Origin of the sequence: Streptomyces sp. NPDC050997, from assembly GCF_040660135.1 — a bacterium.
In the GTDB taxonomy this organism is placed as follows: Bacteria; Actinomycetota; Actinomycetes; order Streptomycetales; family Streptomycetaceae; genus Streptomyces.
Window position 1 is genome coordinate 57,959 of sequence record NZ_JBFAGK010000031.1, and the last position, 22,276, is coordinate 80,234.

The following is a 22,276-nucleotide window of genomic DNA, read 5'->3' on the forward strand; positions in this document are numbered from 1 at the left end:
GCACAGTCGTTCACCGGACCCCGGCCATGACGCGGCTGAACATCTCCCGCGCGAACCCCTCGTCGTACGGCGTGTCCGTCAGCAACACCTGGAGGCAGATCCCGTCCATCAGCGCGACCAGGGCCCGCGCGGTGACCGGGTCGGTGCGGTGGGCGAGCACGGCCGCGAGGTCGTCGGCGCATTCGGCGGCGACCGGGCGCAGGGCGGGGCGGCGCAGGGCGGCGAGGTAGAGCTCGTACTCCAGCTCGACGCCGGTGCGCTCACCGGCCAGCCACTCGCCCAGCAGTCCGGCGAGGTCGGCGGCGACGTCGGTGCGCGGGTCGGACAGGTCGCCACGCGCGGCGACCGCCTTGCCGAAGCCCTCGGCCGCCTGCCGCAGGGCGGCCACCATCAGCTCGTCGAGGGTCGTGAAGTGGTACGTCGTGGAGCCGAGCGGCACATCGGCCTCGGCGGCGACGGTGCGGTGACTCAGCCCCGCGAGGCCCTTCTCCCCCACCACCCGGATCGCCGCGTCGATGATCCGCTGCCGCCGGTCGGGGTCGTAGCGCCGGGCCATCAGTGCGCGCCGTCCAGGTTCAGCACCACCACACCGACGATGATCAGCGCGATGCCGCCGGCCTTGGCGAGGGTCATCCCGTCCCCCAGGAACACGATCCCGATCGTGGCGATGGCCGCGGTGCCGACCCCGGCCCAGATCGCGTACGCGGTACCGATCGAGACGGTCCGCAACGTCTGGGCGAGCAGCGTGAAGGAGACGACGTAGCCGAGGACGGTCAGCAGCGAGGGCACCAGCCTGCTGAAGCCGTCGCTGTACTTCATGGCCGTCGTCGCGGCGACTTCGGCGGCTATGGCGCCGACGAGCAACAGATATCCCATGTGTACGAGCGTACATAACGGCGCCGGCCAGGCGGTTCGCGGTGTGCCTCCTTGTCCAAGTGACCACCGGTTTTGCGCAATTGGGCCCGGACACGATATGAAAACCGCTCGCTTCAAACCCTGCCGGTACGTCACCCGCTCCACTAGTGTTTCACCGTTCACTTACTTCCCCATTACGTGCCGCAGCCGTCGCCCCGGGCGCCGCTGGAGGAACCCGCATGCCACAAAGCAAGTCCCGGCCCCCGAAGAACCCGCCGTGGGAGAACGGCTGGGTTCCGGACACCTCCCGGGTACCGGGAACGCGTCGGCTGTGGCTGGCCGCCGCGCTGGCCATAGCCACCGTCGTCACCTGTGTGACGGCGATCACCCTGACGGACCAGCACACCGAAGCCAAGTCGCCGGCCAAGGAGGGAACACCCGCCGCGGACACGACCGGCCCCGGCCTGATCTCCTACGCCAGCAACTCCCCCACCGGCGCGGCGATACCGCCCGCGCCTTCGGGCGGGAAGAGCGGTTCCCCCTCGGCGCGGTCCACCGCCACGACCGCACCGGATCCGCAGGGCTCCGCCTCCGCCACATCGGCCGACCCGCCCAAGTCCCCTGCCCCGCACCCCACTTCGTCCACCACCAAGCCGTCGGTCACCTGGCGTTCGGTCCGCTCGGTCAACTACCCGGACCGCTACTGGCACGTCGACGGCGGCTACGTCGGACTGGACCAGGTCACCCACGCCTCGGCCCGCCGGGACGCCACCTTCAAGTTGGTCAAGGGTCTCGCCGACGCCTCCTGCTACTCCTTCGCCACCTCCGGCGGCTCCTATCTGCGCCACCGCGAGTTCGTCCTGCGCGCGGAACGCGACGACGGCTCCGCGCTCTTCAAGCAGGACGCCACGTTCTGCCCGCGAACCTCCTCGGTGTCCGGCGCGGTCATGCTGGAGTCGGTCAACTACCCCGGCCGTTTCCTGCGCCACAAGAATTTCAGGCTCCGTCTGGATCCGTACCAGTACAGCCGGGGCTACCAGTCGGACTGGGCGTTCCGGCTGGTGGGCGGGCTGGCCTGAGCCCGGACACACCAGTGGCCCCCGGCACTTGGCGCCGGGGGCCACCGCATGGCCGTACAGACCGTCTCAGACGTTGAACCCGAGCGCCCGAAGCTGCTCCCGCCCATCGTCCGTGATCTTGTCCGGACCCCACGGCGGCATCCACACCCAGTTGATGCGGAGTTCGTTGACGAGGCCGTCCGTGGCGGACTTGGCCTGGTCCTCGATGACATCCGTCAGCGGACAGGCCGCCGAGGTCAGGGTCATGTCGATGGTCGCGATGTTCGCGTCGTCGATGTGAATGCCGTAGATCAGGCCGAGGTTGACGACGTCGATGCCCAGCTCGGGGTCGACGACGTCGTACAGGGCCTCGCGGACCTCTTCCTCAGAGGCCGGCTTCATCTCGATGGTCTCGCTCATGACGTCTTCCTTTCGGCGTCGGCCTCGCCCAGGGCCTGGGCCGTCGCGTCCTTCCAGGCCATCCAGCTCAGCAGCGCGCACTTCACGCGGGCCGGGTACTTGGAGACCCCGGCGAACGCGACCGCGTCCTCCAGGACCTCCTCCATCGCGTCGTCCGGCTCGATGCGGCCCTTGGACTGCATCAGCTCCAGGAAGGTCTCCTGGATCTTCTGCGCCTCGGCCAGATCCTTGCCGACCAGCAGATCGTTCAGCACGGAGGCCGAGGCCTGGCTGATGGAGCAGCCCTGGCCCTCGTACGAGACGTCACTGATCGTCGTGCCGTCGTACTTCACGCGCAGGGTGATCTCGTCGCCGCACGTCGGGTTGACGTGGTGCACCTCGGCGTCGCCGTCCCGAAGACCACGCCCGTGCGGGTGCTTGTAGTGGTCCAGGATGACTTCCTGGTACATCGAATCCAGCTTCACGACGACCGACCTCGCATCCCAGCGTCCGTTACATGGCCTTCCGGCCGGGGGTCCGGGGGTTGTCCCCCGGGATGACACAGCACGGTTTCAGCACGCCCCTCAGCCGAAGAAGTTCCGTACGTGCTCCAGGCCGTCGACCAGGGCGTCGACCTCGGTCGGCGTGGAGTACAGGTAGAACGACGCTCGCGTGGTCGCAGGAATTCCGTACCGCAGGCAGACAGGGCGTGCGCAGTGATGACCCACACGCACCGCGATGCCCTGCTCGTCGAGGACCTGGCCCACGTCGTGCGGATGAATGTCACCGAGCGTGAAGGAGATCGCCGCGCCCCGGTCCTCGGCCGTCGTCGGGCCGATGATCCTCAGGCCCGGGACCTCGCCGAGCTTCTTCACCGCGTACTCGGTGAGCGCGTGCTCATGGGCGAGGACCTTGTCCATGCCGATCGCGGACAGGTAGTCGATCGCCGCGCCCAGACCGACCGCCTGCGCGATCGGCGGGGTGCCCGCCTCGAACTTGTGCGGGGCGGGAGCGTACGTCGACGAGTGCATCGACACCGTCTCGATCATCTCGCCGCCGCCGAGGAACGGAGGCAGGTCCTCAAGGAGTTCCTGGCGGCCCCAGAGGACGCCGATGCCCGTCGGTCCGCACATCTTGTGGCCGGTGAAGGCCACGAAGTCGGCCTGCAGGGCCTGCACGTCCAGCGGCATGTGCGGCGCGGCCTGCGAGGCGTCGATGCAGACCAGCGCACCGACTTCCTGCGCGCGGCGCACTATCGCCTCGACCGGGTTGACCGTCCCCAGGATGTTGGAGACCAGCACGAAGGAGACGATCTTCGTCTTCTCGGTGATGATCTCGTCGATGTTGGAGAGGTCGAGGCGGCCGTCGTCGGTCAGGCCGAACCACTTCAGCTTCGCGCCCGTGCGCTGCGCCAGCAGCTGCCACGGCACGATGTTGGAGTGGTGCTCCATCTCCGTGATGACGATCTCGGTCTCGGAGTCCACGCGGTAGGGCTCGTCGGCCCAGCCCAGCATGTTCGCCACGAGGTTGAGCGACTCGGAGGCGTTCTTGGTGAAGATCACCTCGTTGCGGCTCGGCGCGTTGATGAACGCGGCGACCTTGTCACGCGCGCCCTCGTACAGTGCCGTGGCCTCCTCGGCGAGCACATGCACACCGCGATGGACGTTGGCGTTGTAGCGCTCGTAGTACTCGTTCAGGGCGTCCAGTACCTGGCGCGGCTTCTGCGAGGTCGCCGCGTTGTCCAGGTACACGAGCTTCTGACCGTCGTGGACCTGACGGTCCAGGATGGGGAAGTCCTTGCGGATCGCCTCTGTGTCGAGGAGGCCCGGCAGCAATGTCACGCGGATGCGCCACCCTTCGTGTCGACTCCGTCGAGCTTGGTGTAAGCCTCGTAGCCCTCGTTCTCCAGCTTGTCGGCGAGTTCGGCGCCGCCGGACTCGACGATCCGGCCGCCGGAGAAGACGTGCACGTGGTCGGGCTTGATGTAGCGCAGGATCCGCGTGTAGTGCGTGATCAGCAGGGTGCCGACCTCGCCGCTCTCGCGGACGCGGTTGACGCCCTCGGAGACGACCCGGAGCGCGTCGACGTCCAGACCGGAGTCCGTCTCGTCGAGGATCGCGATCTTCGGCTTGAGGAGCTCCAGCTGAAGGATCTCGTGGCGCTTCTTCTCACCGCCGGAGAAGCCCTCGTTCACGTTGCGCTCGGCGAAGGCCGGGTCCATGTTGAGGCGCTCCATGGCCCCCTTGACCTCCTTCACCCAGGTACGCAGCTTGGGGGCCTCGCCGCGGATCGCGGTGGCGGAGGTGCGCAGGAAGTTGGAGACGGAGACGCCGGGGACCTCGACCGGGTACTGCATCGCCAGGAAGAGGCCCGCACGGGCGCGCTCGTCGACGCCCATCTGCAGGACGTCCTCGCCGTCGAGGGTGACGGTGCCGCCGGTGATCGTGTACTTCGGGTGACCCGCGAGCGAGTAGGCGAGAGTCGACTTGCCGGAGCCGTTCGGGCCCATGATGGCGTGCGTCTCGCCCTGCTTCACGGTGAGGTCGACACCCTTGAGGATTTCCTTCGTGCCGTTCTCGACCTCGACGGTGACGTGCAGGTCTCGGATTTCAAGCGTTGCCATGGGTGCCTCAGGACTCCTGGGTGAGGGAGACGAGTACGTCGTCCCCTTCGATCTGTACGGGGTATACGGGGACGGGGCGCGTCGCGGGAAGCCCGGACGGTTTGCCGGTGCGGAGGTCGAAGCTGGAGCCGTGCAGCCAGCACTCGATCTGACAGTCCTCCACCTCGCCCTCGGAGAGCGAGACGTTCGCGTGGGAGCAGATGTCGTTGATCGCGAACACCTCTCCCTCGGTACGGACGACCGAGACCGGCGTGCCGTCGAGTTCCACCCGTTTGGGGGTGCCCTCCTCCAGCTCGCCCAGCCCACAGACGCGTACGAAAGCTGCCATCAGACCGACGCCTCCAGCTCCTCGTCGATCTTCACAAGGAGCCGCTTTTCGATGTCGTCGACACCGATCTGCTGGACGAGCTCGGCGAAGAAGCCACGAACCACCAGCCGACGGGCCTCGTCGGCCGGGATGCCACGGGCCATCAGGTAGAAGAGCTGCTCGTCGTCGAACCGACCGGTCGCCGAGGCGTGACCGGCGCCGACGATCTCGCCGGTCTCGATCTCCAGGTTCGGCACCGAGTCGACCCGGGCGCCGTCGGTCAGAACCAGGTTGCGGTTCATCTCGTACGTGTCCGTGCCCTCGGCCTTGGCCTCGATGAGGACGTCGCCGATCCACACGGCGTGCGCGCCCTCGCCCTGGAGTGCGCCCTTGTAGGCGACGTTCGACTTGCAGTGCGGGGTGTTGTGGTCGACGAGGAGGCGGTGCTCCTGGTGCTGGCCGGCGTCCGTGAAGTACAGGCCGAACAGCTCGGCCTCGCCGCCGGTGCCGGCGTAGGCGACGCGCGGGTGCAGGCGTACCAGGTCGCCGCCGAAGGTGACCACGAACGACTTGAAGGTGGCGTCCCGGCCGATCAGCGCGTTGTGCTGGCCCACGTGCACGGCCTTGTCGTCCCAGTCCTGGACGGAGACGACGGTCAGCTTGGCGCCGTCCCCGAGGACGTAGTCGACGTTGGCGGCGAGCACGGCGTCACCGGTGTGGTCGATGACGACGACGGCCTCGGCGAAGGCTTCGAGCTCGACGACCTGGTGGGCGTAGGCGATCCCGCCCTCGCCGTGCACGGCGATACGGATCGGCTCGGTGAGGACCGTCTCCTTGGGGACGGTGATCACGCCGGCCTTCTCGAACGCCGAATAGGCCTGGGCGGCGACGCGGTCCGCCGGGATGCCGGCCTTGCCCAGGCGGGCGTCGTCACGGCCGACGGTCTCGATCGTGACGCCCTCGGGCGCCGTGATGTCGACCTTCAGGCCGTCGCCCGTGGCGACCGCGGTGCCGTCGTGCAGCCCGCGCAGGCGCTCCAGCGGGGTGAACCGCCACTCCTCCTCGCGGCCGTGCGGGACCGGGAAGTCCTGCACGTCGTAGGACGGGGGCGCGCTCATGCGCGTGGCGACGGTCGACTCTGCGGCCACCGCGATCTGGCCCGCGGTGGTGGATCCCACGGGGATGTTCTGAGCCTCAACCATGGCTGTCGGTCTGCTCTCTTCCTACGTCAGAAATTCGCTGGCTGTTCTGGAGGGCGGGCCTCAGCCGACCGCGCCTTCCATCTGCAGCTCGATCAGCCGGTTGAGCTCGAGGGCGTACTCCATGGGCAGCTCCTTCGCGATGGGCTCGACGAAGCCGCGCACGATCATGGCCATCGCCTCGAACTCCGTCAGACCACGGCTCATCAGGTAGAAGAGCTGGTCCTCGGAGACCTTGGAGACGGTCGCCTCGTGGCCCATGGACACGTCGTCCTCACGGACGTCCACGTAGGGGTACGTGTCGGAGCGGGAGATGGTGTCGACGAGCAGCGCGTCGCACAGCACGTTGGACTTCGAGCCGTGAGCGCCCTCGCCGATCTCCACGAGACCGCGGTAGGACGTACGGCCGCCACCACGCGCCACGGACTTCGACACGATGTTGGAGGAGGTGTTCGGCGCCATGTGGACCATCTTGGAGCCGGCGTCCTGGTGCTGGCCCTCGCCCGCGAAGGCGATGGAGAGGGTCTCGCCCTTGGCGTGCTCGCCCATCAGGTAGACGGCCGGGTACTTCATCGTCACCTTGGAGCCGATGTTGCCGTCGATCCACTCCATGGTCGCGCCCTCGTACGCCACGGCGCGCTTGGTGACCAGGTTGTAGACGTTGTTCGACCAGTTCTGGATGGTCGTGTAACGGCAACGGGCGTTCTTCTTGACGATGATCTCGACGACCGCGGAGTGCAGCGAGTCCGACTTGTAGATCGGGGCCGTACAACCCTCGACGTAGTGCACGTAGGCACCCTCGTCGACGATGATCAGGGTCCGCTCGAACTGGCCCATGTTCTCCGTGTTGATACGGAAGTAGGCCTGGAGCGGGATCTCGACGTGCACACCCTTCGGCACGTAGATGAAGGAACCGCCGGACCACACGGCCGTGTTCAGCGACGCGAACTTGTTGTCACCGACCGGGATGACGGTCCCGAAGTACTCCTTGAAGAGCTCCGGGTGCTCCTTCAGGGCCGTGTCGGTGTCGAGGAAGATGACGCCCTGCTCCTCCAGGTCCTCGCGGATCTGGTGGTAGACGACCTCGGACTCGTACTGGGCCGCGACACCGGCGACGAGGCGCTGCTTCTCCGCCTCCGGGATGCCGAGCTTGTCGTACGTGTTCTTGATGTCCTCGGGCAGGTCCTCCCAGGACTCCGCCTGCTTCTCCGTGGAGCGTACGAAGTACTTGATGTTGTCGAAGTCGATGCCGGACAGGTCCGATCCCCAGTTCGGCATGGGCTTCTTGCCGAACAGGCGCAGACCCTTGAGCCGGAGCTTGGTCATCCACTCCGGCTCGTTCTTCTTCCCGGAGATGTCGCGGACGACGTCCTCGTTGATGCCGCGCTTGGCAGAGGCGCCGGCCGTGTCGGAGTCGGCCCAGCCGTATTCGTACTTGCCCAGCCCCTCGAGCTCGGGGTGGGCAGTCTCCGTGGGGAGAGTCATGCGGGGTTCCTCCCGGCCGTGTTTGCAGATGCGTTGTCAGTGGTGTGGGACATCTTGGGGATGAACGTCGTGCAGACGCCGTCGCCGTGCGCGATGGTCGCCAGTCGCTGGACATGGGTGCCGAGCAGCTGGGAGAAGATCTCGGTCTCCGCCTCGCAGAGCTGCGGGAACTTTTCCGCGACGTGGGCCACCGGGCAGTGGTGCTGGCAGAGCTGCTCGCCGACCGGTGCGCTTCGCGCCGTAGCAGCGTACCCGTCCGCGCTCAAGGCCTTGGCCAGCGCTTCGGTCCGCTCTTCGGGGGCGGCGGCCTCGATGGCCTGGCGGTAGGCGGCGGCCTGCTCGGCGATCCTGGCGCGGGCGAAGGCGACGACCGCCTCGTCCCCGCCGAACCGCTCCTGGATCCAGCGCATGGCGTCCGCGGCGAGCTTGTCGTAGGACTGGTCGAAGGCGTCGCGACCACAGTCGGTGAGCGCGAAGACCTTGGCGGGACGGCCGCGCGTGCGCGCTCCGTACACCCGCTGCTCGCGTGCCTCCACGACGTCGTCGATGGCCAGCGCGTCCAGGTGCCGGCGCACGGCCGCCGAGGTGAGCCCCAGGCGTCCGGCCAGCTCGGTCACGGTCGAGGGCCCGTGGTCCAGGATGGATCGCGCGACCCGGTTGCGCGTCGAACGGTCCGAGCGCATCCCAGCCGCGAGCTCTTCCTGAGGGGCACCCCTGGGGGTCTCCCGAGCCTCGCCGACGTTTTTCACAACGTCATTGTTGCGTAATTCCTCTGAGGCAGGCAAGCCATGCCCGTCCGACCGGGCGGTGCCCTGCGTCACTTAGGTTTACCTAATCTGACCTGCGGAAACGATCTCGGTCGATCAAACCGGTGGCATCGCCGTGCCCGGTCGGGGACACTCCCGGACCATGCCCATACCCCCTCCGACCGGCCCGCTTGTCACGCGGGACACCCTCGCCGGCCAGCTCACCGAGCTCGGTGTCCGCCCCGGTGAAACCCTCCTGGTGCACTCCTCGCTCAGCTCACTCGGGTGGGTGTGCGGCGGCGCCGTAACAGTTGTCCAGGGACTGCTCGACGCGCTCGGTCCGCAGGGCACGCTCGTGGTCCCCACCCAGTCCGGGGACCTCTCCGACCCGGCCGTGTGGAGCAGCCCGCCGGTGCCCGAGGAGTGGTGGGAGACCATCCGGGCCACGATGCCCGGGTACGACCCCCTGGTCACGCCCACCCGCGGGGTGGGAGTGATCCCCGAGACCGTGCGGACCTGGCCGGGCGCCCTGCGCAGCGCTCATCCGCAGACCTCGTTCGCCGCCGTCGGTCCGGGCGCGGCTCAGATCGTCGAGGGGCACGCTCCCGACTGCCGGCTGGGCGAGCGGAGCCCGCTGGCGCGGCTGGAGAGGCTCGGCGCCCGGGTACTGCTGCTCGGCACCGGCTACGCCACCTGCACCTCCTTCCACCTGGCCGAGTACCGGGTTCCGTCGCCGCTGGTGAAGGTGGGCCGACCGGGCTTCGCCGGCTGGGAGGAGGTGACCGAGGTGTCGATCAGCGCGGACCGGTTCGACGAGCTGGGCTACGACTTCGAGCGGGACGAGGGGCGGCGTTCCGTCGTACGGGGGCGGGTGGGCGCGGCCGACGTACGGCTGTTCCCGGTGGCGGACGCGGTGGCGTACGCGCAGCGGTGGCTGGCGCTGCACCGGTCCCGGGAGGAAGAGATCTGAGGCTCCGTCCGGGTCGGCGCGGGCCGCCGGGGCGGTCGGCCGGGGGCGGCCCCGGGGGCCCGGGGTGGAGATCTCGTACCCGCCGGTCTGGACCGTCGCCCGCGAACCTAGACTCTGGACCCATGCGAAGTGACCCCGTGGTCCAGGTCCAGGCCCTGGTGAAGCGGTACGGCCCGAAGACCGCGGTGGACGGCCTCGACCTGGTGGCCCGGGCGGGTGTGACCGCCGTCCTCGGACCCAACGGGGCCGGCAAGACGACCACGGTCGAGACCTGCGAGGGGTACCGCAGGCCCGACTCGGGCACGGTGCGCGTCCTGGGCCTCGACCCGGTGCGGCAGGCCCGCGAGCTGCACCCCCGGATCGGGGTGATGCTGCAGGCCGGTGGCGTGTACTCGTCCGCCCGGGCGGACGAGATGCTGCGCCATGTGGCCAAGCTGCACGCCCACCCGCTGGACGTGGACGCGCTCATCGAGCGGCTGGGGCTCGGCAGCTGCGGCCGGACGACCTACCGGCGGCTGTCGGGCGGCCAGCAGCAGCGGCTGGCGCTCGCCATGGCCGTCGTCGGCCGCCCGGAGCTGGTGTTCCTGGACGAGCCGACCGCGGGCCTGGACCCGCAGGCCCGCCACGCCACCTGGGACCTGATCCGCGACCTGCGCACCGACGGTGTCTCCGTGATCCTCACGACCCACTACATGGACGAGGCCGAGCAGCTCGCCGACGACGTCGCGATCATCGACGCGGGCCGGGTCATCGCCCGCGGCTCCCCCGAGGAGCTGTGCCGCGGCGGCGCGGAGAACACCCTGCGCTTCAGCGGCCGCCCCGGGCTCGACGTCGGATCCCTCCTCAAGGCACTCCCGGCGGACTGCACGGCGGCCGAACTGACGCCGGGTTCGTACCGCGTCGGCGGCAAGATCGACCCGCAACTGCTCGCGACGGTCACCTCGTGGTGCGCGCAGCACGGGGTGATGCCGGAGAAGATCTCCGTCGAACGGCACACCCTCGAAGACGTCTTCCTGGAGCTCACGGGCAAGGAGCTGCGTTCATGAACACGGGGCACGCAGGGGTCTGCCGGGGGTCCGGCCCGCGGCGCAGCCGCAGTCAGATCGAGTGTCCCCCGGGATGGCACAGCCTGGAGCTCACGGGCAAGGAGCTGCGCTCATGAACACCGCCACCGCCACCGGCGCCTACGCGCCGAAGCCGGGGGCCGCGCCCCTCCCCCGCATGATCGTCGCCCAGGCCGCGCTGGAGACGAAGATGCTGCTGCGCAACGGCGAGCAGTTGCTGCTGACGGTCGTGATCCCCGCCCTTCTGCTGCTCCTGTTCAGCTCGGTGGACATCGTCGACACGGGCGCCGGCGAGGCGGTCGACTTCCTCGCGCCCGGCATCCTTGCGCTTGCCGTGATGTCGACTTCCTTCACGGGTCAGGCCATCGCAACGGGCTTCGAGCGCCGTTACGGCGTCCTGAAGCGCCTGGCCTCCTCCCCGCTGCCCCGCTGGGGCCTGATGACCGCGAAGACGCTCTCCGTCCTGGTCATCGAGATCCTCCAGGTGATCCTGCTGACGGTGATCGCCCTCGCCCTGGGCTGGTCACCGCACGGCAACCCGGTCGCCGTCCTGCTCCTGCTGATCCTCGGCACGGCCGCCTTCTCCGGCCTCGGCCTGCTGATGGCGGGCACGCTCAAGGCGGAGGCGACCCTGGCCGCCGCCAACCTGGTCTTCCTGCTGCTCCTCGTGGGCGGCGGCGTGATCGTCCCGCTGGACAAGTTCCCGCCCGGCGCCCAGGACGTCCTCGGCCTGCTGCCGATCTCGGCCCTGTCGGACGGCCTGCGGGACGTGCTGCAGCACGGCGCCGGCGTCCCCTGGGGCGACCTGGGGATCCTCGCAGGGTGGGCGGTCGTGGGACTGGCCGCCGCGGGGCGGTTCTTCCGGTGGGAGTAGCCCTCCGCGGGACCCTCGTGAAAGCGTGCACAAGCGGCCCCCTACGATGGAACGCGTGCCGAACCTGACCCGCGCCGACGCCGTAGCGGCCGTCCGCAACCCGCTCGCCTTCATCGCCGAACGCTGGACTCCGACCCCTCGGACGGTCCGGCGGGCGGCGCTCGCCGCCCTCGTGATGTCGGTGCTCATCGTGGTCACCGGTGGTGCGGTGCGGCTCACCGGATCGGGGCTCGGCTGCCCGACCTGGCCCAAGTGCACCGACGACTCGCTGACCGCCACCGGTGCGATGGGCTTCCACGGTGCCATCGAGTTCGGCAACCGCATGCTGACGTACGTGCTGTGCGCCGCGGTGGGCTGGGCGATCATCGCCGCCCGGTCCGAGAAGCCCTACCGGCGCGGTCTGACCCGGCTGGGCTGGGCGCAGTTCTGGGTCGTGATGAGCAACGCGATCCTCGGCGGCATCGTGGTCCTGGTCGGCCTCAACCCGTACACGGTCGCGGCGCACTTCGTGGCGACGTCGGCCCTGATCGCGATCGCCACGGTGATGTGGCAGCGCACCCGCGAGGGTGACGCGCCGCCCCGTCCGCTGGTCGGCGGGGCCGTGCAGCAGCTGGTGTGGTTCCTGGTCGCGGCGGCGGCCCTGCTGATCCTGGTCGGCACGGTGGTGACCGGCGCGGGCCCGCACGCGGGCGACTCCAGCGAGGTCGCACGGATGCCGATCGACTGGGAGACCGTGAGCAAGGCGCACGCGGTGCTGGCCTGGATCGTGGTGTCGCTGACGTTCGCTCTGTGGTTCGTCCTCAAGGCGGTCGACGCCCCCGGGAACCCGCTGCACCGCACCCGCGACCTGTTCCTGATCCTGCTCGCCCAGGGCGTCATCGGCTACGTCCAGTACTTCACGGACCTTCCCGAGCTCCTGGTCGGCCTGCACATGCTCGGCTCGGCGCTGGTGTGGATCGCGGTCCTGCGGGTGCTGCTGGCGCTGCGGGAACGACCGGAGGCGGAGGCCGACGTGCCGGGCCCGTCGACCGAGGCGACCCTGACCCGGGCGTAGGCCGCCGCGGTCAGTCCAGCCCGTACACGCGCCCGGCGTTGCCCGCCGCGATCATCCCCGCCACCCGCTGGGCGTCGGTCAGCGACCACGCGCCCTCGGCGACCCAGGTGCCCAGCACCCGTCCCAGGGCGTCGCGGAACAGGTGGGCGCCGACCACGTGCAGCTCGGGCAGTCCCTGGGCGCCGCTGGAGAAGAGGATCTTGCCGAAGGGGGCGAGTTCCAGGATCTCCGCGAGGACGGTCGCGGCCCGGGCGCCGGTGCGCACCAGGGCGGCGCCCGAGTCGGCGTACACATGCGGGAAGACAGCGGCGAGATGGGCGGCGTGCCGGTGGTACGGGTAGCTGTACAGCAGCACGAGGTCCGTGCCCAGCCCGGCCGTGGCCCGTACGAAGTCCGTCAGCAGCACGGGATCGGTGCGGTCGATGCGCAGGCCCGGTTCGCCGAGGCCGGCGTGGAGCTGGAGGGGCCGGCCGGAGGCGACCGCGATCCACAACAGGTGCCGCAGCACCACCGGATCGCTCAGTTCCCCGCCCACCCGGCGGCCGGCGAGCCAGCGGCCGACCGCACCCCGCACCTCCCCCGGCCCCGGCGGCTCGGGCGCGAGCGCGAGTCCGTGCCGTACGCCCGCCACCGAGGCGAAGGCCACGGCGTTCGCGGCGGCCCCGTGCACCGACTCGGCGAGGTTGGCGAGGAAGGACTCGACGGTGCCGGAGGTGTCGGCGACCTGTTCGGCGAGAGGTTCCAGCCGCACGATCTCGCGGACCTCGGCGGCGGCCGCGCCGGCCAGTTCGCCGGGTCCGGTGAGATCGCCGGGCAGTCCGGTGTCGACCATGTACGTCGTGATGCCGCTGCCGCGCAGCAGACGCCGGCCCGACTCCAGTACGCCGAGTTCACGACGTCGGGCGAGATATCGGGCGGGCGGACAGTGCGGCTCCAGGCCGAGGAGCGGGGGGCACCAGCGGCGTACCGCGAACCCGGTCTGGGTGTCGAAGAGTGTCGTGCCGGGCGCGGGCGGGCCCTCGGTGCGGGCCAGCTGGGCCTCGAAGGTGCCGAGACCCAGCTCCGTCCTCAGTACGCCGTGGCAGTACTGGTCCACCAGGGACGGCATTTCGATCATCCGGACTCCCCGCGAGTGGACCACGTCCGGGGACCGTGTCCTCCTACGGTCCCCTACGGGTCCTAACGGGTGAACCGGGCGTCAGGTGTTGCTCGGACCGCCCACCTGGATTCCGGCCATCCGGGTCCACTCGTACGGACCGGTCCGCACCTTGGCCGCGAACTCGCCGTCGAAGGCCTCGTGGACCGTGATCCCGGACTTCTCCACCGCCTTCTCGGCGATGTCGTACGACGGGGCCACCAGGTCGCCCCAGCCGCCGTCCTCGCCGACGAGCACGATGCGGGCGCCGCGCTCCCCGAGGTAGGCCACCTGGCCCTCGGCCCCGCCGTGCGCCTTCGAGAAGGCGCCGATCTGCTTGGCGAGGCGGGCCGCCCTGCGCTCGGCACGTGCGGCCTGCTTGGCGTCGGTGCCCTCGTCAACCTGCTGCGTGTCTGCCATGTCCAGGATGCTACCGACGGGTAGATCGAACGGCGACGGGCGGGGTGCGTGGCCTTGACCACGTACCCCGCCCGTCACGGGAGGTCTTGAGACGTCAGCGCAGGAAGTCGGCGCAGGAAGGGGTCAGCGCAGGAAGGGGTCCACCGCGACGGCCACGAACAGGATCGACACATAGGTGATCGACCAGTGGAACAACCGCATCTCTTTGAGCTTGACGCCGGTGGCCTCGGCCCTGGCCCGGTTCTGCAGCCCGTGTGCCTCCCACAGCCAGAAACCGCCCGCCAGCAGCGCGACCACCGTGTAGAACCAGCCCGTGTAGCCGAGCGGCGTCAGCAGCAGCGACACCGCGACCATCATCCAGCTGTAGAGCACGATCTGCTTCGCGACCACCTTGTTGGAGGCGACGACCGGCAGCATCGGCACGCCCACACGCGCGTAGTCCTCCCTGACCTTCATGGACAGCGGCCAGTAGTGCGGCGGGGTCCAGAAGAACATCACGAGGAAGAGGATGACCGGCGCCCACGACAGGGAGTTCGTGACCGACGACCAGCCGATGAGGACGGGAAGGCAGCCGGCGATCCCGCCCCACACGATGTTCTGCGAGGTACGGCGCTTGAGGATCATCGTGTACACGACGACGTAGAAGAGGAGCGCTCCGAGTGACAGCCAGGCCGACAGCCAGTTGACGGCGAGGCCGAACAGCAGTGTGGAGACGACGGCCAGGGTGACGCCGAAGGCGAGGCACTCGCGCGGGCTGACCATTCCGGTGACCAGCGGACGCTGCGAGGTGCGGTCCATGAGGGCGTCGATGTCGCGGTCGATGTACATGTTGAGCGCGTTGGCGCCACCGGCGGAGAGGTAGCCGCCGAGGCACGTGAGCAGCACCAGCCCGAGGTCGGGGACACCCTGCTGCGCCAGGAACATCACCGGCACGGTGGTGATGAGAAGCAGTTCGATGATCCGAGGCTTGGTCAGAGCCACAAACGCCTTGACACGGGCCCCGAACGGCCGGTGGCTCGGGCTCTGGCTCGCACCGAGTACCCCCGCTGGACGGGATTCGACGGCCGTCACGCACACCCCTACAGAGACATCTCAGCAAGCCCAGCCGTGTGAAGTCCCGGTAAAGGCTCGCGCGTACCACGCCACTGTAGACGTTGCCCATACCCCGATATTCGCGGGGGTGGGGTCGTGTTGGGCGGCCCGCTTGGACGAGCCGGGAGGCACTCGATTGAGCACTCGTACGAGCGGCTCCGTATTCACCTGCCGAACGGGGAACGCCCCAGTCGGGAGGCGGATCCCGAAGAGTCCCGGCAGTCTGGAATGACTCGAAATAAGGCGCGTACTCACGGGGGTAGGCTCGACAACGGCCGGGGCGTTCAGTGCACCGGCATTCGACATGCGTGACATGTGGAGAGGAGCCCTGACCCAGGGTGAGCACCAAGCCGACCACCACAGACCTCGAGTGGACCGAGTTGGATCAGCGGGCCGTCGACACCGCCCGCGTCCTGGCCGCCGATGCCGTACAGAAGGTCGGCAACGGCCATCCCGGTACGGCGATGAGCCTGGCACCTGCCGCGTACACCCTCTTCCAGAAGGTGATGCGGCACGACCCGGCGGACGCCGACTGGGTGGGCCGGGACCGCTTCGTGCTGTCCGCCGGCCATTCGTCCCTGACCCTCTACACCCAGCTGTACCTGGCCGGTTTCGGCCTGGAGCTGGATGACCTGAAGTCGTTTAGGACGTGGGGTTCCAAGACCCCGGGTCACCCCGAGTACGGCCACACCACCGGCGTGGAGACGACAACCGGCCCGCTGGGTCAGGGTGTCGCCAACGCGGTGGGCATGGCGATGGCGGCCCGCTACGAGCGCGGCCTGTTCGACCCGCAGGCCCCGGAGGGCACCTCCCCCTTCGACCACCACATCTTCGCGATCGCCGGTGACGGCTGTCTCCAGGAGGGCATCTCCTCGGAGGCGTCCTCGCTGGCCGGTCACCAGAAGCTCGGCAACCTCGTCCTGCTGTGGGACGACAACCACATCTCGATCGAGGGCGACACGGAGACGGCCGTCTCCGAGGACACCGTCAAGCGGTACGAGGCCTACGGCTGGCATGTCCAGCGGGTGGCTGCCAAACCGGACGGTGACCTCGATCCGCACGCCCTCTACGACGCGATCGAGGCCGCCAAGGCGGTCACGGACCGGCCGTCGTTCATCGCGATGCGCTCGATCATCGCCTGGCCCGCCCCCAACGCCCAGAACACCGAGGCCGCGCACGGCTCCGCTCTGGGCGACGACGAGGTCGCGGCCACCAAGCGGGTCCTGGGCTTCGACCCGGAGCAGACCTTCGAGGTCGCGGACGAGGTCCTGGACTACACCCGGGCGCTGGGTGAGCGGGGCCGTCAGGCGAAGGCCGAGTGGGAGAAGTCGTTCCAGGAGTGGCGGAGCAACAACCCGGAGCGCGCGGCCGAGTTCGACCGGATCGCCGCGGGTGAGCTGCCCAAGGGCTGGGAGGACAAGCTCCCGGTCTTCGAGGTAGGCAAGGGCGTCGCGACCCGTGCCGCGTCCGGCAAGGTGCTGCAGGCGCTCGGCGCGGTCGTGCCGGAGCTGTGGGGCGGTTCGGCCGACCTGGCGGGCTCCAACAACACGACGATCGACAAGACGTCGTCGTTCCTGCCGGCGGACAACCCGCTGCCGGAGGCGGACCCGTACGGCCGCACGATCCACTTCGGCATCCGCGAGCACTCGATGGCCGCGGAGATGAACGGCATCGCGCTGCACGGCAACACCCGTATCTACGGCGGCACGTTCCTCGTCTTCTCCGACTACATGCGCAACGCGGTCCGCCTCTCCGCGCTGATGCATCTGCCGGTGACCTACGTGTGGACGCACGACTCCGTCGGTCTGGGCGAGGACGGCCCGACGCACCAGCCCGTCGAGCACCTGGCCTCGCTGCGTGCCATCCCGGGCCTGAACGTGGTCCGCCCGGCGGACGCGAACGAGACCGCGATCGTCTGGCGCGAGGTCCTCCGCCGCTACACCAAGGTCTTCGGCAAGGGCGCCCCGCACGGTCTCGCGCTGACCCGTCAGGGCGTGCCGACGTACCAGCACAACGAGGACACCGCCAAGGGCGGTTACGTCCTGTTCGAGGCGTCCACGGGGACACCTGAGGTGATCCTCGTCGCGACCGGTTCCGAGGTGCACGTGGCCGTCGAGGCGCGCGAGCAGCTCGAAGCCGACGGTGTGCCGACCCGGGTCGTGTCCATGCCGTGTGTGGAGTGGTTCGAGGAGCAGGACCAGGGGTACCGGGACAGCGTCCTGCCGCCGGCGGTGAAGGCGCGAGTCGCGGTGGAGGCCGGTATCGGTCTCACCTGGCACAAGTACGTGGGAGACGCCGGCCGCATCGTTTCCCTGGAGCACTTCGGCGCTTCGGCGGACGGCAAGGTGCTCTTCCGCGAGTTCGGCTTCACTGCCGAGAACGTGGCGGCCAAGGCCCGGGAATCGATCGCCGCAGCCCAGCGCTGACGCTCATATACGACACGTAGGAGATGCAATTTCCATGACAGACGCACTCAAGCGCCTCTCCGAGGAAGGCGTGGCGATCTGGCTGGACGACCTGTCGCGCAAGCGGATCACGTCCGGCAACCTCGCCGAGCTGATCGACCAGCAGCACGTCGTGGGCGTCACCACCAACCCGTCGATCTTCCAGAAGGCGATCTCCGAGGGCGACGGCTACGACCAGCAGCTCTCCGACCTCGCCTTCCGCAAGGTCACGGTCGAAGAGGCCATCCGCATGATCACCACGGCGGACGTCCGCGACGCCGCCGACATCCTGCGGCCGGTCTTCGACGCCACCGGCGGCCAGGACGGCCGGGTATCGATCGAGGTCGACCCGCGCCTGGCCCACAACACCAAGGCGACGACCGCCGAGGCCAGGCAGCTGGCCTGGCTGGTGGACCGTCCCAACACGCTCATCAAGATCCCGGCGACCAGGGCGGGCATCCCGGCGATCACCGAGACCATCGGCCTCGGGATCAGCGTCAACGTCACGCTGATCTTCTCGCTGGAGCGCTACCGCGAGGTCATGGACGCGTTCGTCGCGGGCCTGGAGAAGGCCAAGGAGCGGGGTCTCGACCTGTCGAAGATCCACTCCGTGGCGTCCTTCTTCGTGTCCCGCGTGGACACCGAGATCGACAAGCGGCTCGCCGCGCTCGGCACCGACGAGGCCAAGGCCGCCCGCGGCAAGGCCGGTGTCGCCAACGCCCGTCTCGCCTACCAGGCGTACGAGGAGGTCTTCGCCTCGGACCGCTGGAGCACGCTGGAGAGCGCGGGCGCCAACAAGCAGCGTCCGCTGTGGGCCTCGACCGGCGTCAAGGACAAGTCGTACAAGGACACCCTGTACGTGGACGAGCTGGTGGCGCCGAACACGGTGAACACCATGCCGGAGGCGACCCTGTTCGCCACCGAGGACCACGGTCAGATCCGGGGCAACGCGATCACCGGCACGTACGAGCAGGCCCGCGCTGAACTCGACGCGGTCGAGAAGCTCGGGATCTCGTACGACGAGGTGGTACTGCTCCTGGAGAACGAGGGCGTCGAGAAGTTCGAGGCGTCCTGGAACGACCTGCTCAAGTCGACCGAGGCGGAGCTTCAGCGCCTCGCCCCTTCGGAGGGCTGAACCCTTGTCGAGCAGCAACCCGCTGCGTGACCCCGCCGACCGACGGCTCCCGCGTATCGCGGGGCCGTCGGGCCTGGTCATCTTCGGCGTCACGGGCGATTTGTCACGAAAGAAGCTCATGCCCGCCGTGTACGACCTCGCGAACCGGGGTCTGCTGCCGCCGGGTTTCTCGCTGGTCGGTTTCGCCCGGCGTGAGTGGCAGCACGAGGACTTCGCGCAGGAGGTCCACGACGCCGTCAAGGAGCACGCCCGTACGCCGTTCCGTGAGGAGGTCTGGCAGCAGCTCATCCAGGGGATGCGCTTCGTCCAGGGCACCTTCGACGACGACGACGCGTTCGAGCGCCTGCGCGGCACCATCGAGGAGCTCGACAAGGCACAGGGCACCGGCGGCAACTTCGCCTTCTACCTGTCCGTGCCGCCGCGCTCCTTCCCCGTGGTCATCCAGCAGCTGAAGAAGCACGGGCTGGCGGACCAGGCGGGCGGTTCCTGGCGGCGCGCGGTCATCGAGAAGCCCTTCGGCCACGACCTGAAGTCGGCCGAGGAACTCAACAAGGTCGTGCACGAGGTCTTCGGCTCGGACCAGGTCTTCCGCATCGACCACTACCTGGGCAAGGAGACCGTCCAGAACATCCTGGCGCTGCGCTTCGCCAACACGATGTTCGAGCCGATCTGGAACCGGTCCTTCGTGGACCACGTGCAGATCACGATGGCCGAGGACATCGGCATCGGCGGCCGGGCCGGCTACTACGACGGCATCGGCGCCGCCCGTGACGTCATCCAGAACCACCTGCTCCAGCTGCTGGCCCTCACGGCGATGGAGGAACCGTCCTCCTTCGACGCGGACGCCCTCGCCGCCGAGAAGACCAAGGTGCTCGGCGCGGTGAGACTGCCGAAGGACCTCGGCGTGGACACCGTGCGCGGGCAGTACGCGGCCGGCTGGCAGGGCGGCGAGAAGGTCATCGGCTACCTCGAAGAGGACGGCATCGACCGCAAGTCGAAGACCGACACCTACGCGGCGATCAAGGTGGAGATCGACAACCGCCGCTGGGCGGGCATCCCCTTCTATCTACGCACCGGCAAGCGGCTGGGCCGCCGGGTCACCGAGATCGCGGTCGTCTTCCAGCGGGCCCCGCACTCCCCCTTCGACCACACGGCGACGGAGGAGCTGGGCAAGAACGCGATCGTCATCCGGGTCCAGCCCGACGAGGGCGTCACGGTCCGCTTCGGCTCCAAGGTGCCGGGCACCTCGATGGAGATCCGGGACGTGTCCATGGACTTCGCCTACGGCGAGTCGTTCACGGAGTCCAGCCCGGAGGCGTACGAGCGCCTCATCCTCGATGTGCTGCTCGGGGACTCGAACCTCTTCCCGCGCACCGAGGAGGTCGAGCTGTCCTGGAAGATCCTCGACCCGATCGAGCAGTACTGGGACAAGAACGGCAAGCCCGCCCAGTACCCGGCCGGCACCTGGGGACCCGTCGAGGCGGACGAAATGCTCGAGCGAGACGGACGGAGCTGGCGCCGGCCATGAAGATAGACCTCACGGACACCACGGCCAGCAAGGTCAACAAGGCACTGGTGCAGGGTCGGCGGGCCATCGGCACCCCGGCCGTCGGCATGGTGCTCACACTGGTCATCGTCACGGACGAGGAGAACGCGTACGACGCCCTGAAGGCCGCCAACGACGCCTCGCACGAGCACCCCTCGCGCACGCTCGTGGTCATCAAGCGTGTCTCGCGTTCGCCCCGCGACCGGACCCAGTCCCGGCTGGACGCCGAGGTGCGGGTGGGCGCGGACGCGGGCACCGGCGAGACGGTCGTCCTGCGGCTGTACGGCGATGTCGCCCACCACGCCCAGTCGGTCGTCCTGCCGCTGCTGCTGCCGGACGCCCCGGTGGTGGCCTGGTGGCCGGTGAACGCGCCCCTGGACCCGGCGAAGGACCCGCTGGGCGCCCTCGCCCAGCGCCGGGTCACCGACACCTACGCCTCCGAGCAGCCGGTACGGGAACTCGGCGCCCGCGCGGACGCCTACACCCCCGGGGACACGGACCTGTCGTGGACCCGGATCACGCCCTGGCGTTCGATGCTGGCGGCCGCTCTCGACCAGGTGACCTGCGCGGTCATGGCCGTCGAGGTGGAGGGCGAGGAGTTCAACCCGAGCTGTGAGCTGCTGGCGATGTGGCTCGCGGACCGGCTGGACGTCCCGGTGAAGCGTTCACTGTCGTCGGGCCCCGGTCTGACGGCGGTCCGGATGAACACCGACTGCGGGCCGATCGTCCTGGACCGGGCCGACGGTTCCCTCGCCACCCTCTCCATCGAGGGCCAGCCGAACCGTGCGGTGGCGCTCAAGCGCCGCGAGACGGCCGAGCTGATCGCGGAGGAGCTGCGCCGGCTGGACCCGGACGACACGTACGCCTCGGCGCTGCGGTTCGGGGTGGAGCGGCTGAGCACCTCGAACGGGTCACACAACAAGGGTGCCGAGCTGCCCGACCCGGAGCAGAACGCCGACACCGAGGGACCGGCGGCCAAAGGAGAAAGGGCCACCGCGGTCCCTACTCCCCTTGAAGCGGCTGCGAAAGCACCCGCAAAGGAAGCGGCGGCACCGGCCCCGGTGAGGAAGGCGGCGGCGAAGTGACCACTCCGCAGGTGGTCGTGCACCACGACAAGGAACTGATGGCCCAGGCCGCCGCGGCCCGCCTGATCACGAAGGTCGTGGACGCGCAGGCCTCGCGCGGCACGGCGTCCGTGGTCCTCACGGGCGGCCGCAACGGCAACGGTCTGCTCGCCGCCCTGGCCGCCGCGCCCGCCCGGGACGCCGTCGACTGGGGCCGCCTGGACCTGTGGTGGGGCGACGAGCGGTTCCTGCCCGAGGGCGACCCGGAACGCAATGTCACGCAGGCCCGCGAGGCCCTGCTGGACGCGGTGCCGCTGGACCCGAAGCGCGTGCACGCCATGCCCGCGTCGGACGGACCGTACGGGGCCGACGCGGACGCGGCGGCCGCGGGCTACGCCGAGGAGCTGGCCCGTGCGGCGGGCCCGGAGAACCATGGCGAGGTACCGACGTTCGACGTCCTGATGCTGGGCGTGGGACCGGACACCCATGTGGCGTCCCTGTTCCCCGAACTGCCGGCCGTCCGGGAGACCGAACGTACGGTGGTCGGCGTCCACGGCGCTCCGAAGCCCCCGCCGACCCGCGTGACCCTCACGCTGCCGGCGATCCGGGCGGCGCGCGAGGTGTGGCTGCTGGCGGCGGGCGAGGACAAGGCGCAGGCCGCGGCGATCGCCCTGTCGGGCGCGGGCGAGATCCAGGCCCCGGCGGCGGGGGCGCGCGGCAGGCAGCGCACCCTGTGGCTGCTGGACTCCGCGGCGGCCTCGCAGCTGCCGCGGGCGCTGTATCCGCCGGCGTCGTCGTGAGCTGAG

General features: G+C 69.5%; 23 protein-coding genes. 10 read left to right on the forward strand and 13 right to left on the reverse strand.

What is annotated here, in order from left to right:
- Nucleotides 1-10 precede the first annotated feature (10 nt).
- Nucleotides 11-556 carry a TetR family transcriptional regulator gene (locus AB0H86_RS40810; RefSeq protein WP_362450748.1) on the reverse strand — a complete coding sequence of 182 codons (546 nt, stop codon included), beginning with the start codon at nucleotides 554-556 and terminating at the stop codon, nucleotides 11-13.
- Nucleotides 556-876, reverse strand: a complete 321-nt coding sequence (locus tag AB0H86_RS40815) for a multidrug efflux SMR transporter (RefSeq protein ID WP_362450750.1) — start codon at nucleotides 874-876, stop codon at nucleotides 556-558. Before AB0H86_RS40815 ends, AB0H86_RS40810 begins: the two co-directional genes overlap by 1 nt.
- 218 nt (nucleotides 877-1,094) lie before the next feature.
- Here AB0H86_RS40815 and AB0H86_RS40820 point away from each other — a divergent pair, with 218 nt between their 5' ends.
- Nucleotides 1,095-1,934, forward strand: a complete 840-nt coding sequence (locus AB0H86_RS40820; protein ID WP_362450753.1) for an AbfB domain-containing protein — start codon at nucleotides 1,095-1,097, stop codon at nucleotides 1,932-1,934.
- Nucleotides 1,935-2,000: 66 nt separating this feature from the next.
- Here AB0H86_RS40820 and AB0H86_RS40825 read toward each other — a convergent pair whose 3' ends face one another.
- From AB0H86_RS40825 to AB0H86_RS40860, 8 genes are all read right to left on the reverse strand, one after another.
- Nucleotides 2,001-2,333, reverse strand: a complete 333-nt coding sequence (locus AB0H86_RS40825; protein WP_030612912.1) for a metal-sulfur cluster assembly factor — start codon at nucleotides 2,331-2,333, stop codon at nucleotides 2,001-2,003.
- The gene (sufU, locus tag AB0H86_RS40830; protein ID WP_362450755.1) at nucleotides 2,330-2,797 is read right to left on the reverse strand and encodes a Fe-S cluster assembly sulfur transfer protein SufU; all 468 of its coding nucleotides are present in this window, start codon (nucleotides 2,795-2,797) and stop codon (nucleotides 2,330-2,332) included. Before sufU ends, AB0H86_RS40825 begins: the two co-directional genes overlap by 4 nt.
- A 99-nt stretch (nucleotides 2,798-2,896) precedes the next feature.
- On the reverse strand, nucleotides 2,897-4,153 hold the full coding sequence (locus AB0H86_RS40835; protein ID WP_362450758.1) for a cysteine desulfurase: 1,257 nt from the start codon (nucleotides 4,151-4,153) through the stop codon (nucleotides 2,897-2,899).
- Complete coding sequence (gene sufC / locus AB0H86_RS40840) at nucleotides 4,150-4,935, reverse strand: Fe-S cluster assembly ATPase SufC (RefSeq protein WP_362450760.1); 786 nt, start codon at nucleotides 4,933-4,935, stop codon at nucleotides 4,150-4,152. The genes AB0H86_RS40835 and sufC overlap by 4 nt, the downstream gene beginning before the upstream one ends.
- A 7-nt stretch (nucleotides 4,936-4,942) precedes the next feature.
- The gene (locus AB0H86_RS40845; protein WP_362450763.1) at nucleotides 4,943-5,263 is read right to left on the reverse strand and encodes a bifunctional 3-phenylpropionate/cinnamic acid dioxygenase ferredoxin subunit; all 321 of its coding nucleotides are present in this window, start codon (nucleotides 5,261-5,263) and stop codon (nucleotides 4,943-4,945) included.
- Nucleotides 5,263-6,444, reverse strand: coding sequence for a Fe-S cluster assembly protein SufD (gene sufD, locus AB0H86_RS40850; RefSeq protein ID WP_362450765.1), 1,182 nt, complete (start codon nucleotides 6,442-6,444; stop codon nucleotides 5,263-5,265). The genes AB0H86_RS40845 and sufD overlap by 1 nt, the downstream gene beginning before the upstream one ends.
- Before the next feature lie 60 nt (nucleotides 6,445-6,504).
- Nucleotides 6,505-7,926 (reverse strand): Fe-S cluster assembly protein SufB, encoded by a 1,422-nt coding sequence (gene sufB / locus AB0H86_RS40855; protein ID WP_362450767.1) that lies wholly within the window; start codon nucleotides 7,924-7,926, stop codon nucleotides 6,505-6,507.
- A complete protein-coding gene (locus AB0H86_RS40860) occupies nucleotides 7,923-8,675 on the reverse strand; it encodes a metalloregulator ArsR/SmtB family transcription factor (protein WP_362450769.1) in 753 nt (250 codons plus the stop codon). Before AB0H86_RS40860 ends, sufB begins: the two co-directional genes overlap by 4 nt.
- Nucleotides 8,676-8,835: 160 nt before the next feature.
- Here AB0H86_RS40860 and AB0H86_RS40865 point away from each other — a divergent pair, with 160 nt between their 5' ends.
- From AB0H86_RS40865 to AB0H86_RS40880, 4 genes are all read left to right on the forward strand, one after another.
- The gene (locus AB0H86_RS40865) at nucleotides 8,836-9,642 is read left to right on the forward strand and encodes an AAC(3) family N-acetyltransferase (RefSeq protein WP_362450771.1); all 807 of its coding nucleotides are present in this window, start codon (nucleotides 8,836-8,838) and stop codon (nucleotides 9,640-9,642) included.
- A gap of 122 nt (nucleotides 9,643-9,764) precedes the next feature.
- Nucleotides 9,765-10,688, forward strand: coding sequence for an ABC transporter ATP-binding protein (locus AB0H86_RS40870; protein WP_362450773.1), 924 nt, complete (start codon nucleotides 9,765-9,767; stop codon nucleotides 10,686-10,688).
- 112 nt (nucleotides 10,689-10,800) lie between these two features.
- Nucleotides 10,801-11,580, forward strand: a complete 780-nt coding sequence (locus tag AB0H86_RS40875; RefSeq protein WP_362450775.1) for an ABC transporter permease — start codon at nucleotides 10,801-10,803, stop codon at nucleotides 11,578-11,580.
- Nucleotides 11,581-11,626: 46 nt separating this feature from the next.
- Nucleotides 11,627-12,634, forward strand: coding sequence for a COX15/CtaA family protein (locus AB0H86_RS40880; RefSeq protein ID WP_362450777.1), 1,008 nt, complete (start codon nucleotides 11,627-11,629; stop codon nucleotides 12,632-12,634).
- A 10-nt stretch (nucleotides 12,635-12,644) separates the two neighbouring features.
- Here the strand turns inward: AB0H86_RS40880 and AB0H86_RS40885 are convergent, their stop codons facing one another.
- The 3 genes from AB0H86_RS40885 to AB0H86_RS40895 form a co-directional block, all read right to left on the reverse strand.
- Nucleotides 12,645-13,751: an amidohydrolase family protein gene (locus AB0H86_RS40885; RefSeq protein ID WP_362450779.1), complete on the reverse strand. Its 1,107-nt coding sequence runs from the start codon at nucleotides 13,749-13,751 to the stop codon at nucleotides 12,645-12,647.
- 81 nt (nucleotides 13,752-13,832) lie between these two features.
- Complete coding sequence (locus AB0H86_RS40890) at nucleotides 13,833-14,189, reverse strand: hypothetical protein (RefSeq protein ID WP_362450780.1); 357 nt, start codon at nucleotides 14,187-14,189, stop codon at nucleotides 13,833-13,835.
- A gap of 123 nt (nucleotides 14,190-14,312) precedes the next feature.
- The gene (locus AB0H86_RS40895) at nucleotides 14,313-15,266 is read right to left on the reverse strand and encodes a heme o synthase (RefSeq protein WP_362450782.1); all 954 of its coding nucleotides are present in this window, start codon (nucleotides 15,264-15,266) and stop codon (nucleotides 14,313-14,315) included.
- Nucleotides 15,267-15,619: 353 nt separating this feature from the next.
- Here AB0H86_RS40895 and tkt point away from each other — a divergent pair, with 353 nt between their 5' ends.
- The 5 genes from tkt to pgl are packed head-to-tail and all read left to right on the forward strand — an operon-like array spanning nucleotide 15,620 to nucleotide 22,270.
- Complete coding sequence (gene tkt, locus AB0H86_RS40900) at nucleotides 15,620-17,707, forward strand: transketolase (RefSeq protein WP_362450784.1); 2,088 nt, start codon at nucleotides 15,620-15,622, stop codon at nucleotides 17,705-17,707.
- A 34-nt stretch (nucleotides 17,708-17,741) separates the two neighbouring features.
- The gene (gene tal, locus AB0H86_RS40905) at nucleotides 17,742-18,860 is read left to right on the forward strand and encodes a transaldolase (protein WP_362450786.1); all 1,119 of its coding nucleotides are present in this window, start codon (nucleotides 17,742-17,744) and stop codon (nucleotides 18,858-18,860) included.
- Nucleotides 18,861-18,864: 4 nt separating this feature from the next.
- A complete protein-coding gene (gene zwf, locus AB0H86_RS40910; protein ID WP_362450788.1) occupies nucleotides 18,865-20,388 on the forward strand; it encodes a glucose-6-phosphate dehydrogenase in 1,524 nt (507 codons plus the stop codon).
- Entirely contained in the window at nucleotides 20,385-21,491 is a 1,107-nt protein-coding gene (gene opcA, locus AB0H86_RS40915) for a glucose-6-phosphate dehydrogenase assembly protein OpcA (protein ID WP_362450791.1), read from the forward strand. The genes zwf and opcA overlap by 4 nt, the downstream gene beginning before the upstream one ends.
- The gene (gene pgl / locus AB0H86_RS40920; RefSeq protein ID WP_362450793.1) at nucleotides 21,488-22,270 is read left to right on the forward strand and encodes a 6-phosphogluconolactonase; all 783 of its coding nucleotides are present in this window, start codon (nucleotides 21,488-21,490) and stop codon (nucleotides 22,268-22,270) included. The genes opcA and pgl overlap by 4 nt, the downstream gene beginning before the upstream one ends.
- Nucleotides 22,271-22,276 lie beyond the last annotated feature (6 nt).

What these genes read in the sequence shown, in the direction of transcription:
- AB0H86_RS40810 (WP_362450748.1), bottom strand. Translation starts at nt 556, where the DNA reads ATGGCCCGGCGCTACGACCCCGACCGGCGGCAGCGGATCATCGACGCG.
- AB0H86_RS40815 (WP_362450750.1), bottom strand. Translation starts at nt 876, where the DNA reads ATGGGATATCTGTTGCTCGTCGGCGCCATAGCCGCCGAAGTCGCCGCG.
- AB0H86_RS40820 (WP_362450753.1), top strand. Translation starts at nt 1,095, where the DNA reads ATGCCACAAAGCAAGTCCCGGCCCCCGAAGAACCCGCCGTGGGAGAAC.
- AB0H86_RS40825 (WP_030612912.1), bottom strand. Translation starts at nt 2,333, where the DNA reads ATGAGCGAGACCATCGAGATGAAGCCGGCCTCTGAGGAAGAGGTCCGC.
- sufC (WP_362450760.1), bottom strand. Translation starts at nt 4,935, where the DNA reads ATGGCAACGCTTGAAATCCGAGACCTGCACGTCACCGTCGAGGTCGAG.
- AB0H86_RS40845 (WP_362450763.1), bottom strand. Translation starts at nt 5,263, where the DNA reads ATGGCAGCTTTCGTACGCGTCTGTGGGCTGGGCGAGCTGGAGGAGGGC.
- sufD (WP_362450765.1), bottom strand. Translation starts at nt 6,444, where the DNA reads ATGGTTGAGGCTCAGAACATCCCCGTGGGATCCACCACCGCGGGCCAG.
- sufB (WP_362450767.1), bottom strand. Translation starts at nt 7,926, where the DNA reads ATGACTCTCCCCACGGAGACTGCCCACCCCGAGCTCGAGGGGCTGGGC.
- AB0H86_RS40865 (WP_362450771.1), top strand. Translation starts at nt 8,836, where the DNA reads ATGCCCATACCCCCTCCGACCGGCCCGCTTGTCACGCGGGACACCCTC.
- AB0H86_RS40870 (WP_362450773.1), top strand. Translation starts at nt 9,765, where the DNA reads ATGCGAAGTGACCCCGTGGTCCAGGTCCAGGCCCTGGTGAAGCGGTAC.
- AB0H86_RS40875 (WP_362450775.1), top strand. Translation starts at nt 10,801, where the DNA reads ATGAACACCGCCACCGCCACCGGCGCCTACGCGCCGAAGCCGGGGGCC.
- AB0H86_RS40880 (WP_362450777.1), top strand. Translation starts at nt 11,627, where the DNA reads ATGGAACGCGTGCCGAACCTGACCCGCGCCGACGCCGTAGCGGCCGTC.
- AB0H86_RS40885 (WP_362450779.1), bottom strand. Translation starts at nt 13,751, where the DNA reads ATGATCGAAATGCCGTCCCTGGTGGACCAGTACTGCCACGGCGTACTG.
- AB0H86_RS40890 (WP_362450780.1), bottom strand. Translation starts at nt 14,189, where the DNA reads ATGGCAGACACGCAGCAGGTTGACGAGGGCACCGACGCCAAGCAGGCC.
- tal (WP_362450786.1), top strand. Translation starts at nt 17,742, where the DNA reads ATGACAGACGCACTCAAGCGCCTCTCCGAGGAAGGCGTGGCGATCTGG.
- opcA (WP_362450791.1), top strand. Translation starts at nt 20,385, where the DNA reads ATGAAGATAGACCTCACGGACACCACGGCCAGCAAGGTCAACAAGGCA.